The 13290-nt window shown below is 67.4% G+C and carries 14 protein-coding genes; 11 read left to right on the forward strand and 3 right to left on the reverse strand.

Annotated elements, in window-relative coordinates:
* Positions 1–232: 232 nt before the first annotated feature.
* The 6 genes from FOC67_RS20370 (at position 233) to FOC67_RS20395 (ending at position 6572) form a co-directional block, all read left to right on the forward strand.
* Positions 233–1210, forward strand: a complete 978-nt coding sequence (locus tag FOC67_RS20370; protein WP_003100588.1) for an ABC transporter substrate-binding protein — start codon at positions 233–235, stop codon at positions 1208–1210.
* Between the two features lie 83 nt (positions 1211–1293).
* On the forward strand, positions 1294–2184 hold the full coding sequence (locus FOC67_RS20375; RefSeq protein ID WP_003092881.1) for an ABC transporter permease: 891 nt from the start codon (positions 1294–1296) through the stop codon (positions 2182–2184).
* A gap of 2 nt (positions 2185–2186) precedes the next feature.
* On the forward strand, positions 2187–2981 hold the full coding sequence (locus FOC67_RS20380) for an ABC transporter ATP-binding protein (protein WP_003159390.1): 795 nt from the start codon (positions 2187–2189) through the stop codon (positions 2979–2981).
* Positions 2982–3099: 118 nt separating this feature from the next.
* On the forward strand, positions 3100–4932 hold the full coding sequence (locus FOC67_RS20385) for an SLC13 family permease (RefSeq protein WP_003092885.1): 1833 nt from the start codon (positions 3100–3102) through the stop codon (positions 4930–4932).
* Between the two features lie 91 nt (positions 4933–5023).
* Entirely contained in the window at positions 5024–6034 is a 1011-nt protein-coding gene (gene rlmF / locus FOC67_RS20390; RefSeq protein ID WP_009313441.1) for a 23S rRNA (adenine(1618)-N(6))-methyltransferase RlmF, read from the forward strand.
* A 187-nt stretch (positions 6035–6221) separates the two neighbouring features.
* Positions 6222–6572, forward strand: coding sequence for a CesT family type III secretion system chaperone (locus FOC67_RS20395; protein ID WP_003111148.1), 351 nt, complete (start codon positions 6222–6224; stop codon positions 6570–6572).
* A gap of 291 nt (positions 6573–6863) precedes the next feature.
* Here FOC67_RS20395 and FOC67_RS20400 read toward each other — a convergent pair whose 3' ends face one another.
* Entirely contained in the window at positions 6864–7349 is a 486-nt protein-coding gene (locus FOC67_RS20400) for a DUF2165 family protein (protein WP_009313440.1), read from the reverse strand.
* A gap of 201 nt (positions 7350–7550) precedes the next feature.
* Here FOC67_RS20400 and FOC67_RS20405 point away from each other — a divergent pair, with 201 nt between their 5' ends.
* Positions 7551–7853, forward strand: coding sequence for a helix-turn-helix transcriptional regulator (locus FOC67_RS20405; RefSeq protein WP_003092893.1), 303 nt, complete (start codon positions 7551–7553; stop codon positions 7851–7853).
* A 65-nt stretch (positions 7854–7918) separates the two neighbouring features.
* Positions 7919–8911 carry a zinc-dependent alcohol dehydrogenase family protein gene (locus tag FOC67_RS20410; protein ID WP_009313439.1) on the forward strand — a complete coding sequence of 331 codons (993 nt, stop codon included), beginning with the start codon at positions 7919–7921 and terminating at the stop codon, positions 8909–8911.
* Between the two features lie 152 nt (positions 8912–9063).
* On the opposite strand, the gene FOC67_RS20415 is transcribed toward FOC67_RS20410, so the two are convergent.
* On the reverse strand, positions 9064–9675 hold the full coding sequence (locus FOC67_RS20415; RefSeq protein ID WP_003118301.1) for a glutathione S-transferase: 612 nt from the start codon (positions 9673–9675) through the stop codon (positions 9064–9066).
* Between the two features lie 123 nt (positions 9676–9798).
* On the opposite strand from FOC67_RS20415, the gene FOC67_RS20420 reads away from it, so the two are divergent.
* Complete coding sequence (locus FOC67_RS20420; protein WP_003100573.1) at positions 9799–10695, forward strand: LysR substrate-binding domain-containing protein; 897 nt, start codon at positions 9799–9801, stop codon at positions 10693–10695.
* On the opposite strand, the gene FOC67_RS20425 is transcribed toward FOC67_RS20420, so the two are convergent.
* Entirely contained in the window at positions 10685–11227 is a 543-nt protein-coding gene (locus FOC67_RS20425; protein WP_009313438.1) for a hydrolase, read from the reverse strand. The two genes, FOC67_RS20420 and FOC67_RS20425, sit on opposite strands and share 11 nt — an antisense overlap.
* 103 nt (positions 11228–11330) lie before the next feature.
* Between FOC67_RS20425 and FOC67_RS20430 the strand changes: the two genes are divergently transcribed.
* Complete coding sequence (locus FOC67_RS20430) at positions 11331–11801, forward strand: hypothetical protein (RefSeq protein WP_009313437.1); 471 nt, start codon at positions 11331–11333, stop codon at positions 11799–11801.
* Between the two features lie 73 nt (positions 11802–11874).
* The gene (locus FOC67_RS20435; RefSeq protein ID WP_009313436.1) at positions 11875–13230 is read left to right on the forward strand and encodes a TAXI family TRAP transporter solute-binding subunit; all 1356 of its coding nucleotides are present in this window, start codon (positions 11875–11877) and stop codon (positions 13228–13230) included.
* Positions 13231–13290 lie beyond the last annotated feature (60 nt).

Raw genomic sequence — 13290 nt, forward strand, 5'->3', positions numbered from 1 at the left:
GGGCTCGAAACCGATGACCTTCTGTTCGGAGGCCACGCGGGGCCTCATCGAATTTTCGCAAAGGGCAGGCACTCCCCCTTGCCCGCCCCCCAGCGGTAATCCCGCCGCAAGAAAAAACATCAAACCTGCTGACGACTTGCGCGAAAAATGCGATGTTTCGGCCACGCTGTACCCGCACCGCCCAATCAGAACAATTCGCTACAGCGCGCCAATACAATCAGGAGATCGCCGCATGATGCAGGCCTATAAGAATAAATGGTTGCCCCTCAGTGCCCTGGCCCTTGGCATGGCCCTGTCCTTCGGCGCCAACGCCGACGAGCAGAAGTCGGTGGCCGTGACCGCCATCGTCGAGCACCCGGCGCTGGACGCCGCTCGCGACGGGGTCAAGGAGGCCCTCCAGGAGGCCGGCTACGAAGACGGCAAGAACCTCAAGTGGCAGTACCAGAGCGCCCAGGGCAACACCGGCACCGCCGCGCAGATCGCCCGCAAGTTCATCGGCGACAAGCCCGACGTGATCGTCGGCATCGCCACTCCGTCGGCCCAGGCACTGGTGGCCGCGACCAAGAGCATCCCGATCGTCTTCAGCACCGTCACCGACCCGGTCGGCGCGCACCTGACGCCGAGCTGGGAAGCCTCCGGCACCAACGTCACCGGGGTTTCCGACATGCTCGCGCTGGACAAGCAGATCGAGCTGATCAAGAAAGTGGTGCCGGGCGCCAAGCGCATCGGCATGGTCTACAACCCGGGCGAAGCCAACTCCGTGGTGGTGGTCAAGGAGCTGAAGGAGCTGCTGCCGAAGATGGGCCTGAGCCTGGTCGAAGCCTCGGCCCCGCGTTCGGTGGACGTCAGCTCGGCGGCGCGCAGCCTGGTCGGCAAGGTCGACGCGATCTACACCAACACCGACAACAACGTGGTGTCCGCCTACGAGGCGCTGGTCAAGGTCGGCAACGACGCGAAGATCCCGCTGATCGCCTCCGACACCGACAGCGTCAAGCGCGGCGCCATCGCCGCCCTCGGCATCAACTACAAGGAGATGGGCAAGCAGACCGGCCGCATGGTGGTGCGCATCCTCAAGGGCGAGAAGCCGGGCGAGATCAAGCCGGAGACCAGCGACAACCTGCAGCTGTTCGTCAATCCCGGGGCCGCGCAGAAGCAGGGCGTGACCCTGTCCGACGAACTGCTCAAGTCGGCCGCGGAAGTCATCAAGTAAAAAAAGCGGCCGCCGGCCGCGGGCGTCCCGCCCGTGGCCGGACGGCACGATAATCCTGCCTTCACGCACTCGGTTACGAAGTCATGTCTCTGTTTTCCCTGTTCGGTGCCCTGGAGATCGGCCTGATCTTCAGCCTCGTGGCACTCGGCGTGTTCATCTCCTTCCGCCTGCTGCGCTTCCCCGACCTCACGGTGGACGGCAGCTTCCCGCTCGGCGGCGCGGTCTGCGCGACCCTCATCGCCCTTGGCTGGGACCCGTACAGCGCGACCCTGGCGGCCACCGCCGCCGGCGCACTGGCCGGGCTGGCCACCGGCCTGCTCAACGTCAAGCTGAAGATCATGGACCTGCTCGCCAGCATCCTGATGATGATCGCGCTCTACTCGATCAACCTGCGCATCATGGGCAAGCCCAACGTACCGCTGATCGCCGAGCCGACATTGTTCACCCTGCTGCAGCCGGAATGGCTCAGCGACTATGTGTTCCGCCCGCTGCTGCTGGTGTTCATCGTGATCGCCGCGAAGCTGCTGCTGGACTGGTTCTTCACCACCCAGAAAGGCCTGGCGATCCGCGCCACCGGCTCCAACCCGCGGATGGCCCGTGCCCAGGGGGTCAACACCGGCGGCATGATCCTGCTCGGCATGGCCATCTCCAACGCGCTGGTGGCGCTGGCCGGCGCGCTGTTCGCGCAGACCCAGGGCGGCGCCGATATCTCCATGGGTATCGGCACCATCGTCATCGGCCTGGCCGCGGTGATCGTCGGCGAGAGCATCCTGCCCTCGCGCCGGCTGATCCTGGCGACCCTCGCGGTGATCCTCGGTGCCATCGTCTACCGCTTCTTCATCGCCCTGGCGCTGAACAGCGACTTCATCGGCCTGCAGGCCCAGGACCTGAACCTGGTCACCGCGGTGCTGGTCACCGTCGCCCTGGTGATTCCGATGATGAAGAAACGCCTGCTCGGCAAGAAGGGAGCCTGACCATGCTCAGCGCGAAGAACCTGAAGATCACCTTCAACCCCGGCACCCCCATCGAGACCCGCGCCCTGCGTGGCCTGTCGCTGGACATCCCAGCCGGCCAGTTCGTCACCGTGATCGGCTCCAACGGCGCCGGCAAGTCGACCTTCCTCAACGCGGTATCCGGCGACCTGCCGATCGACAGCGGACAGATCCTGATCGACGACGAAGACGTCACCCGCAAGCCGGTCTGGGCCCGCGCCAACCGCGTCGCGCGAGTGTTCCAGGACCCCATGGCGGGTACCTGCGAGGACCTCACCATCGAGGAGAACATGGCCCTGGCGCAGCGTCGCGGTACCGGTCGCGGCCTCGGCAGGGCGGTGCAGGCATCGATGCGCGACGGTTTCCGGGAAAGCCTGGCGACCCTCGGCCTCGGCCTGGAGAACCGCCTCGGCGACCGCATCGGCCTGCTCTCCGGCGGCCAGCGCCAGGCCGTCAGCCTGCTGATGGCGGCGCTGCAGCCGTCGCGCATCCTGTTGCTCGACGAACACACCGCGGCGCTCGACCCGCGCACCGCCGACTTCGTCCTGCATCTCACCGCACGGATCGTCGCCGAGAAGAAACTCACCACCATGATGGTCACCCACAGCATGCGCCAGGCGCTGGACGTGGGCGAGCGCACGGTGATGCTGCACCAGGGCCAGGTAGTGCTGGACGTCTCCGGCGAGCAACGCAAGGGCCTCGACGTACCGGACCTGCTGGCGATGTTCGAGAAGGTGCGCGGCGAGAAGCTCGCCGACGACGCCCTCCTCCTCGGCTGACAGGGCCGCTGCGCCTCTCCGCGGCGAAGCGGGGAGGCGCAGTCGACCTGCAGCAGATCAAGGCGCGATCCGCGTCCGTCTGCCACACTCGCAGGCATCCTCCCGCTCAGATGCCCGCATGAACCTCGAACTGCTCTGGGTGGTCGGCCTGCTCGCCACCACCGTCGCCCTCTTCATCCACAACCGCCTGCGCCTGGACGTGATCGCCCTACTGGTGATCATGGCCTTCAGCGTCAGCGGAACCCTTACCCTCAACGAAGCCCTGGCCGGCTTCAGCGATCCCAGCGTGATACTGATCGCCGCGCTGTTCGTGATCGGCGAAGGCCTGGTGCGTACCGGGGTGGCCTACCAGGTCGGCGACTGGCTGATCGCCCGCGCCGGCAGCAGCGAAGCGCGCCTGCTGGTACTGCTGATGCTGGCGGTGGCCGGGTTGGGCTCGGTGATGAGTTCCACCGGGGTGGTGGCGATCTTCATCCCGGTGGTCCTGAGCATCGCCGCCAAGCTGAAGATCCCTCCGGGCCGGCTGATGATGCCGCTGGCCTTCGCCGGACTGATCAGCGGCATGATGACCCTGGTCGCCACGCCACCGAACATGGTGGTCAACAGCGAGCTGGCGCGCGAGGGTCATGCCGGCTTCGGCTTCTTCGCCTTCACCCCGATAGGCCTCATGGTGCTCGCCATCGGCGTGGCCTACATGCTGCTCACGCGCAACTGGCTGAACGCCGCCAGCCCGGCGGAAGTCGGCGCGCCGAAGGCACGGCGGACCCTGCGCGACCTGATCCGCGACTATCGCCTGGCCGGCCGCGAACGGCGCCTGCAGGTCCAGCTCGGCTCGCCGTTGATCGGCAGCACCCTGGAAGAACTGCAACTGCGCACCCGCCTGGGCGCCAACGTGGTCGGCCTGGAGCGGGTACGCAAGTTCCACAGCGAGGTGGTCAAGGTCGGCGGCAGCACCGAGCTGAAGGCGGGCGACGTGTTGCTGCTGGACGTCTTCGCCCCTCCGGAGGACATGGACCGGCGCTGCGCCGAGCTGAACCTGGTGCGCCTGCCGTTCCGCGCCAGCTACTTCATCGACCAGTCGCGGGAGGTCGGCATGGCCGAGGTGACTCTGCCGCCGGACTCCACCCTGCTCGGCAAGAGCGTCCTGGAGCTGGGCTTCCGTTCGCAGTACGGGCTCAACGTGGTCGGCCTGCGTCGCGACCACGAAGCGCTCACCGACGGCATGCTGGAAGAGAAGCTGCGCCTGGGCGATACCCTGCTGGTGATCGGCGCCTGGAAGGCGATCCGCCAGTTGCAGGGACGCAACCGCGATTTCCTGGTGCTCAGCCTGCCGGCGGAGATCGACGAGGTGGCGCCGGCCCTGAGCAAGGCGCCGCACGCCCTGCTCAGCCTGGCCGTGATGGTGGCGCTGATGGTCAGCGGGGTGGTGCCCAACGTGGTCGCGGCGCTGGTCGGCTGCCTGTTGATGGGCCTGTTCCGTTGCATCGACATGGACGGCGCCTACCGCGCCATCCATTGGCAAAGCCTGGTCCTGATCGTCGGCATGCTGCCCTTCGCCCTGGCCCTGCAGAAGACCGGCGGTATCGACCTGGTGGTCTCGCTGCTGGTCGACGCCCTCGGCGACGCCGGCCCGCGCGTGCTGCTGGCCAGCCTGTTCCTGCTCACCGCGGCCATCGGCCTGTTCATCTCCAACACCGCTACCGCGGTGCTGATGGCGCCGATCGCCATCGCCACCGCCAACCAGATCGGCGCCTCGCCCTACCCCTTCGCCATGGTGGTGGCGGTGGCGGCCTCGGCAGCCTTCATGACGCCGATTTCCTCGCCGGTGAACACCCTGGTGCTGGGCCCTGGCCAATACCGCTTCGGCGACTTCGTCCGGATCGGCGTGCCATTTACCCTGCTGGTGATGTTCGTCTGCGTGCTGGTGATTCCGTGGCTGTTTCCATTGTGACCGGGCCAGGAGCGCGCCGCTCGGCAGAAACACTGGCCAGCCTCCGGCGGATGTGAATAATGCCCGCCTCGCCGTCACGGAAACCGAGAACATGCCCCGCCCGACCAGCCCGCGTCCCGACGCCGAGCGCAAGAGCGCCAGCCCGCTGCACCCGCGCAATCGCCATCTGGGACGCTACGACTTCCCGCGCCTGATCGCTGGTAGCCCGGAACTGGAGCGCTTCGTCATCCTCAATCCGTACGGCAGGCAGAGCATCGACTTCGCCGATCCGGCGGCGGTGAAGGCCTTCAACCGCGCGCTGCTGCAACAGTTCTACGACGTACGCGAGTGGGATATCCCCGATGGCTACCTGTGCCCACCCATCCCCGGTCGCGCCGACTACCTGCACTACCTGGCCGACCTGCTCGGCGCCAGCCACGATGGCCTGATTCCACGCGGTCCCGGCCTGCGTGCGCTGGACGTCGGAACCGGAGCCAACTGCATCTACCCGCTGCTCGGCCACCACGAATACGGCTGGCGCTTCGTCGGCGCCGACATCGACCCGCAATCGCTGGCCTCGGCCGCTGCGATCCTCGCCGCCAACCCACGCTTCGCCGCTGCCATCGAGTTGCGCCGGCAGCCTGATCGCAGGCAGATATTCCAGGGCCTGATCGGCGTCGACGAGCGCTTCGACATGACCCTCTGCAACCCGCCCTTCCACGCCTCGCTGGACGAAGCCACGCGCGGCAGCCGGCGCAAGTGGAAGAACCTCGGCAAGCTCGACCCGACCCGTACCCTGCCGCTACTGAACTTTGGCGGCCAGGGCGCCGAGCTGTACTGCGAGGGCGGCGAAGCGGCCTTCCTGGCCGGCATGGCCGAGGAAAGCCGGGCGTTCGCCACGCAGGTGTTCTGGTTCACCACCCTGGTGTCCAAGGCGAGCAACCTGCCGAACCTCCAGGAGCGCCTGAAGACGCTGGGCGCCAGCGATATCCGCGTGGTGGACATGGCGCAGGGACAGAAGCAGAGCCGCTTCGTCGCCTGGACCTACCTCGACAAGAAGCAGCGCCGGGCCTGGCGCAAGGAGCGCTGGACAGCAGCCCTCCTGGAACCACTGGGCGAATAGCCGGCACGCCTCTCCACCCGGCTCCGCTGCCGAGCCCAAAAACGGACACCCCATCGCCTATCAGGATCGGCCGCCGTTTTTCCACTGGAATCGGCAGCGGCAAAACCTAAAAAAAGAGAACCCCGATTAACAGTTTCTCCGGGCTGGCACTGCTCTAATGGCTGCCTCCAGTAACTCGGAACACGCCATGAATCCACTCTACCGCGCCGCCATCCACCAGCTCTTTCTCGCTCTCGATCTCCCGACGCCCAATGACGAGGAGAGCGTACTCAGCCTGCAGGTGGGCCCGCATCTCTGCCATCTGGCAGAACATCCGACCGATCACCTGTTGATGTTCACCCGCCTGGAAGGACAAGGAGACGCTACGGCCAGCGAGCAGAACCTGTTCAGCCAGGACCCTTGCAAGCCGATCCTGGGCCGCGACCCCGAAAGCGGCGAACGGCTGCTCTGGAACCGCCAGCCCTTGCAGTTGCTGGACAGGGCCCAGATCCACCATCAACTCGAACAACTGGTCGCCGCCGCCGAAGAGCTGCGCTGAGCCCAGTCGGGCGAAAGGAGCCGATGCCGCAGGTTCTGCTTTCCTCGAAGAACCTCGGGGCTGAACTCCAGTGACCATGCCGAGCCAGCCGGAGCACCTGCCCTCGAGGCAGCCGGCTGCCACTGCCTGGGGGCAGTTCCAGCTGCGTCAGCCCATGCAGCGCGTGCGAACAGAGGGGAGCCGAGGGAGCGGGTGGCAGGAGCGAGATGCGACTTCGCGCCATCGACGGGCGTCCGGCTCGCTCCACCGTCGCCGTCCTCGCGCCCTGCTCCCTCGTACCGGCAGTCCCCGTCAGCTCCAGCGGACGTTGAGCACGAAGAAGTTCGCCAGCACCCAGACCACCAGCAGCAGGTGGGTCAGTTGCAATCCCTCCTGGCGGATCCAGTAGCCGAACCAGAGCCCGCCCAGCAGCATGCCGAAGAGGAAGCCGAGGGCCGCGCTCAGGGCCAGGTTGAGCCAGGGCCGGGCCGTCTCCAGGCCGGCGCCGAACAGCAGTTCGTAACAGCCGGCCCAGGCCGTGACGACGGCAGCGACCTGCAGCGCGACGATGATCGACAAGGCCAGGCGGTGCATGAGCGGCGAGCGCACCGCCCGCGCCAGCAAGGGCATGTCGATCGCGGGCGGCTGGGCCAGGGGAGCCATCGACATGGTCACGCCGATCGCCCCCACCGAGCTGGCGAAGGCCTGCAGGTTGTTGATCAGGGCGAGGCTCAGCCACAGGGCGAAGCCGAGGCAGCAGGTGAGCTGGAAGATCATCAATGAAGTCTGGGTGTCCATTCCGGGTCCTTTGCAGAGTACGGGCGGTCGTCGCTCGGCGCCCTTCCGGCGCCAACGAGCGCAGGGCCTGCGCTGATCGGGAGGAACGGCGGGAACGCCGGATGGCACTCTAGGACCTGAACCCAACTTGAGGTCAACAGCGACGGCAGGTCTCCGTCGTCCCGGATTGACAAATCGGAAATTCCCGATATCCTCGCCGCCATGGACCTGCTCGAAACATTCAAAGCCCTGTCGAACCGGACACGCCTGGAAATCCTGAAAGGCCTGAAGGACCCGGCGAAGAACTTTCCTCCGCAGGACGAGGGCGACGTCGACACCGTGGGCGTCTGCGTCAGCAGTATCCAGGAGGGCGTCGGCCTGTCGCAGTCGACCGTGTCCGATTACCTGGCGATCCTGCAACGGGCGGGCCTGGTCGAAGTCAGGCGGATCGGCCAATGGACCTACTACAAGCGCAACGAAGCGAATATCCGTGCCCTCGTCGAGCTGATCGGCGCGGAACTGTAGTTCTTTCTACGCCACAATATATCGAAAATTCCCGATATCCCTTTTTACCGAAACGAGGATATGCAATGAAAGCGTTGATACTCAAGGCGTTTGGCGGTCCGGAATCCTTCGAGCTGCGCGAGGTGCCCAAACCGGTGCCGCAGGCGGGACAGGTATTGGTGCGGGTCCATGCGACCTCGATCAATCCGCTGGACTACCAGGTCCGTCGCGGCGACTACCCCGACCTGGTAGCGCTTCCGGCCATCACCGGGCATGACGTGTCCGGCGTCGTCGAAGCGGTAGGGCCGGGAGTGACCGCCGTCGCACCGGGAGACGAGGTCTGGTACACCCCGCAGATCTTCGAAGGCCAGGGCAGCTATGCCGAGTACCACCTGGCAGCGGAAGGCATCATCGGCAGGAAGCCCGCCGCGCTGAGCCACCTGGAGGCGGCGAGCCTCAGCCTGGTCGGCGGCACGGCCTGGGAAGCGCTGGTCGCACGCGCGGCGCTGAGGGTCGGCGAAAGCATCCTGGTGCACGGCGGCGCCGGCGGCGTCGGGCATGTCGCGATCCAGTTGGCGAAGGCCATGGGAGCCCGGGTCTTCACCACAGTGCGCGAGGTCAACTTCGAGTTCGCCCGCCAGATGGGCGCCGATGTGCTCATCGACTACCAGAAGCAGGACTACGTCGAGGCCATCCTGCGGGAAACCGGAGGCCGCGGCGTCGACGTGGTGTTCGACAGCATCGGCGGCGACACCCTGTCGCGCAGCCCCGAGGTGCTCGCGCAGCTCGGCCGCGTGGTCAGCATCGTCGACCTCGCCCAGCCGCAGAACCTCCTCCAGGCCTGGGGCCGGAACGCGAGCTATCACTTCGTCTTCACCCGGCAGAACCGCGGCAAGCTCGACGAGTTGAGCGCCCTGGTCGAGCGCGGCCGGTTGCGCCCGCATGTCGGCGCCGTCTATTCGCTTGCCGACATCCCCCTCGCCCACGCCCGCCTGGAGAGTCGCGACAATGGCATCCGGGGAAAAATCGCGATCGTGGTCGAGCCGTCGGTCGATCCCGCACAGGCGTTCGCCCGCTGACGCCACGGCGCGGAACGGGCCCCGATCGCGGCCCGCCCCGGCATGTGCCCGGTACCGGCAGCGCCCAGGTCGGGGCGGCCAGCCGACGAACCGGGGCCTGGCGCAGGCGGAAACGAGCCGTTCGAGGGGCGCCAGCCTGGCCCCTCGCGGGCTCAGACCGGCGGCGTCTCGAGGAACACCGGCAACCCCTCCGCATAATCCGAATAGCTTGCCAGTTCCGGGTATTCGCTGGCGGCGACCCGCTCCGCGACCACCAGTTGGCTGAAGCGCCAGGCCACCGCGACGGTCACCCCGACCAGCTCGATGCCGCCGTCGCGTGCCAGCGGCTCCTGGCGCAGCGCTGCCTCCAGCCAGTCGTAGGCCGCCAGCAACTGCCCCTCCACCCGCTCCAGCCAGGGGCCGTGGCGGCGCTCCTCGGGACGCAGGTTCAGTTCGTAGTAGATCTGCACGGATTTCTCGCAGGCCACCAGCGCCGCACCGATCAGACTCAGCGCCCGTGCACGGGCCTGCGGCCGTTGCGGCAGCAGACTGCGTTCGCGGCCGGCCAGGCACTCCAGGTAATCGAGGATCAGGCTGGAGTCCATCAGCACGGTGCCATCGTCCAGCACCAGCGTGGGCGCCTTGACCATCGGGTTGAACAGGCTGAACGCCTCGAAATTGCGGAACACCGACAGCGGCCGGTGCTCGTAGGGCAGGTCCAGCAGGCGCAGAGCGATGGCGACCCGGCGCACAAAAGGCGAATCCAGCATACCGATCAGTTGCATCGCGGCATCCTTTGTCGATGATTAAGCGCCGCTAAGAGGGCGACGCCTGGGAAAATCACTCTAGTCGTTGCACAACGCGAAAAATATCGAGATAAATTCAGCGAACCCTTTAGAAAAACTTACATGAGCGACCTCCCTCCCCTCACCGCGCTGCGCAGCTTCGAAGCGGTCGCCCGGCTCGGCAGCATCAGCCAGGCCGCCAGCGAGCTGCACGTCACCCACTCGGCGATCAGCCAGCAGATCAAGCTGCTGGAAAACCTCCTCGGCCTGGCCCTGTTCGTCCGCGAGGGGCGCGGCCTGCGCCTGAGTGAGAACGGCCGGTTCTACGCCCTGCAGGTACGCGCCTCTCTGGGCGAGATCGCCGACGCCACGCGGGTGGTGCGGGCGCGTCCGCGGGAGGGCGAGCTGGTGGTCACGGTGATGCCGTCCTTCGGCCTGAACTGGCTGCTGCCGCGCCTGCCGCGCTTTCGCGAGCGCCATCCGCACTGTCGCGTGCGGCTGGTGGCCAGTCTCGACGTGCAGAACCTGCGCCAGGGCCTGGCCGACCTCGGCGTACGCATCGGCAAGGGCGACTGGGAAGGGGTCGGTCGGGAACGCCTGTTCGACGACGAGTTGCTGATGGTCGCCGCGCCCGACTTCAACGGCGGCCGCCTGCCGCGCACGCCGAGCGAGATCGTCGCCTGCCCTACCCTGCGCTCCACCGAATCCTGGGCACTCTGGTGCCAGCGTGCCGGCGTGGCGGAACCGCAGCACGGACTGCTGATCAACGACTCGAACCTGCTGCTGGAAGCCGTGCGCCTGGGCCAGGGCATCGCCCTGGAGCGTCGCAGCCTGGTCGCCGGCGCCCTCGCCGAGGGCCGCCTGGTGCAACTGGGCGACATCCGCGTGCCCTACCCCTATCCCTACTGGCTGGTCTGGCCGCAGCGCGAGCCGCCGAGCGACCGCCACCAGGCCTTCGCCGACTGGCTGCGCGAGGAGGCCCGGCGCTACCAGGCCGAGCAACCGCCGCTCAGCGAATGAAGTTGCGGCTGATCTCGCGGAAGCGGTCGCTGCCGGCGCGTTCCATCCATTCGAAGGCGACCATCTCCCGCGACACGATCATCGCCCCGGCCTGGCGCATCCGCTCCACGGCCAGCGCCTTGTCGCTCGGCCGCCGCGAGCCGATCGCCTCCTCCACGACGAACACTTCGCGACCACGGCCAAGCAGGTCGAGCACGGTCTGCAGCACGCAGACGTGCGCCTCGCTGCCGCAAACCACGAACTGCCGGCGGTCGCCGCCGGGCGCGCGCAGCAGGGCGCCGTCGGCGGCGGCCGAGAAGTCCAGCTTCTCGAGGATCTGCGTGGCGTCCAGCTCATCGCGCAGGGGCGCCACCGTCGGCCCCAGGCCCTTGCTGTACTGCTCGCTGGCCAGCACCGGCACGCCCAGTGCGCGGGCCACGCGCAACAACCACTGGCTGTACTCGACCAGCGCCGGGCCGTCGTCGATGGCCGGCAGCAGGCGTTCCTGGATATCGACCACCAGCAGGGTCGAGGTTGCGGCGCGGATCAGCATGGCGTCCTCCTTCGGTTCGACGTCTCGGTTCGTCTGGCTTAGGCTTGCACGGCACGGGCGCCATGGACAGCGCGTCCTCCCACAACCCTAGCAGGAGCCTGCGATGAATATCAGCCTGCATTTCGAATCGCGCCTGCAGGCCAGCCCCGAACAGCTCTGGCGGTGGATCACCTCGGTGGACGGGATACTCCGCGAGATACGCCCGTTGCTGAGCATGAGCGTACCGCCCGGTATCCACAGCCTCGAAGACCTGGAGGTGGTGCCCCGGCGCCCGCTGTTCCGCAGCCACATGCGCCTGTTCGGCTTGCTGCCGCTGGGCACTTCGCAACTGACCCTGCTGGAGCTGACGCCCGGCCGCGGCTTCATCGAACAGTCGCCGATGACCGGCATGCGGCTCTGGCGCCACGAGCGACGCATCCTGCCGGCACCGGGCGAGGCCGGGGAATGCCTGCTGGTCGACCAGTTGACCGTACGCCCGCTATTCGCCGCCGGGCTGGTACGCTGGTTCCTCACCCGCATCTTCCGGCATCGCCACCGGGTGCTCTGCCGGCAGTTCCGCACGGACCGCCGGTGACCCTCGGCTACGCTGAGGAGTGCGCCCGCCCGCATCCGTCATACCCTTCTGGAGAGCAGCACAAGGACCGCTCATGAATCGCATCAAGCACCTGCTCAAGGACCTCGCCATCCTGATCCGCGCCAACCTCTGGCTGATCCCGGTGATCGCCGCCCTGGTCGCCGCGGTGTTCTATTTCGTCGCCCCGCCGCCGCCGATGAGCGCGACCATGGCCACCGGCGCCGAGGGCGGCGGCTACGCCGTGTTCGCCGGCAAGCTCCGGGAAAACCTCAAGGAGCAGGGCTTCGAACTGAAGCTGGTGCCCAGCGCCGGCTCGCGCGACAACCTGGAGCGCCTGCTCGGCACCGGCGAGGTCGACATCGCCCTGGTCCAGAGCGGCCAGGAGCGCCAGCTCGAAGCCGGGCAGGCGCGCCAGTTGCAGACCCTCGGCGCGGTCTACCAGGAGCCGCTCTGGCTGTTCCACCGCAGCAACGTGCACATCGACCAGCTCAGCGACCTGCTGCACCTGCGCCTGGCCATCGGCAGCGACGGCAGCGGCACCCGCGCCGCCACCGAGGCGATCCTGCAGGCCAACGACATCGCCCCGGGACACTATCCGATCACCTGGGAAGCCCGCGGCGGCAACGCGGTGGTCGACGACCTGCTGGCCGGCAAGCTGGACGCGGCGTTCATCGTCGGGCCGGCGGAGAACCCGGCGATCCAGAAATTGGCCGACAACGACCAGCTTCGCCTGGTCAACTTCCGCCGCAGCGCCGCCTACGAGGCGCGCCTGCCGTTCCTCAAGCGGGTCGAGGTCGGCGAAGGCCTGCTCAACCTGCCGCGCAACGTGCCGGAACGAAACATCAGCACCCTGTCGCCGGTGGCCACCCTGGTGATCAACGAGCGCTTCCACCCGGCGTTGATCCCGCTGGTACTGGAAGCCGCGCGCGAGGTGATGAAGGACGGCAGCCTGCTCGACAAGCCCGGCGCCTTCCCCAGCGCCGAGCCGCGCACCCTGCGCCTGCACGAGGACGCCGAGCGCTACTACAAGAGCGGCCTGCCGCTGCTGCAGCGCTACCTGCCGTTCCGCATCGCCTCCCTGGCGGACCGCTACATCATCCTGCTGATCCCGTTCATCGCCATCCTCATCCCGCTGATGAAGTCCATCGGCCCGCTGTATCGCTGGCGCATCCGCGCGCGCATCTACCGCTGGTACCGCTACATCCGCGACATCGACCGCAAGCTCGACAGCGGCACCGACGCCGAGCAACTGAGAAGCGAGATCGAGCGGCTGGAGAAACTGGAGAGCGAGCTGAACACCGTGGAGGTGCCGCTCTCCTACTACCACGAGCTGTACGAGCTGCACCTGCACCTGAACTTCGTGATCAAGCGCCTGCACGGTCTGCAGGAACGCCAGGCGACGCAGGCAGAAGCCGGCAACCTCGGGTAAACTGGCCGATCCGCGGGCGCGCCAGCGGCGTGTCCCGCAGCATCGCGGAAACCTGCGCGG

Origin of the sequence: Pseudomonas sp. FDAARGOS_761 (assembly GCF_013343155.1) — a bacterium.
Classification (GTDB): domain Bacteria; phylum Pseudomonadota; class Gammaproteobacteria; order Pseudomonadales; family Pseudomonadaceae; genus Pseudomonas; species Pseudomonas aeruginosa.

What these genes read in the sequence shown, in the direction of transcription:
- FOC67_RS20370 (WP_003100588.1), top strand. Translation starts at nt 233, where the DNA reads ATGATGCAGGCCTATAAGAATAAATGGTTGCCCCTCAGTGCCCTGGCC.
- FOC67_RS20375 (WP_003092881.1), top strand. Translation starts at nt 1,294, where the DNA reads ATGTCTCTGTTTTCCCTGTTCGGTGCCCTGGAGATCGGCCTGATCTTC.
- FOC67_RS20380 (WP_003159390.1), top strand. Translation starts at nt 2,187, where the DNA reads ATGCTCAGCGCGAAGAACCTGAAGATCACCTTCAACCCCGGCACCCCC.
- FOC67_RS20385 (WP_003092885.1), top strand. Translation starts at nt 3,100, where the DNA reads ATGAACCTCGAACTGCTCTGGGTGGTCGGCCTGCTCGCCACCACCGTC.
- rlmF (WP_009313441.1), top strand. Translation starts at nt 5,024, where the DNA reads ATGCCCCGCCCGACCAGCCCGCGTCCCGACGCCGAGCGCAAGAGCGCC.
- FOC67_RS20395 (WP_003111148.1), top strand. Translation starts at nt 6,222, where the DNA reads ATGAATCCACTCTACCGCGCCGCCATCCACCAGCTCTTTCTCGCTCTC.
- FOC67_RS20400 (WP_009313440.1), bottom strand. Translation starts at nt 7,349, where the DNA reads ATGGACACCCAGACTTCATTGATGATCTTCCAGCTCACCTGCTGCCTC.
- FOC67_RS20405 (WP_003092893.1), top strand. Translation starts at nt 7,551, where the DNA reads ATGGACCTGCTCGAAACATTCAAAGCCCTGTCGAACCGGACACGCCTG.
- FOC67_RS20410 (WP_009313439.1), top strand. Translation starts at nt 7,919, where the DNA reads ATGAAAGCGTTGATACTCAAGGCGTTTGGCGGTCCGGAATCCTTCGAG.
- FOC67_RS20415 (WP_003118301.1), bottom strand. Translation starts at nt 9,675, where the DNA reads ATGCAACTGATCGGTATGCTGGATTCGCCTTTTGTGCGCCGGGTCGCC.
- FOC67_RS20420 (WP_003100573.1), top strand. Translation starts at nt 9,799, where the DNA reads ATGAGCGACCTCCCTCCCCTCACCGCGCTGCGCAGCTTCGAAGCGGTC.
- FOC67_RS20425 (WP_009313438.1), bottom strand. Translation starts at nt 11,227, where the DNA reads ATGCTGATCCGCGCCGCAACCTCGACCCTGCTGGTGGTCGATATCCAG.
- FOC67_RS20430 (WP_009313437.1), top strand. Translation starts at nt 11,331, where the DNA reads ATGAATATCAGCCTGCATTTCGAATCGCGCCTGCAGGCCAGCCCCGAA.
- FOC67_RS20435 (WP_009313436.1), top strand. Translation starts at nt 11,875, where the DNA reads ATGAATCGCATCAAGCACCTGCTCAAGGACCTCGCCATCCTGATCCGC.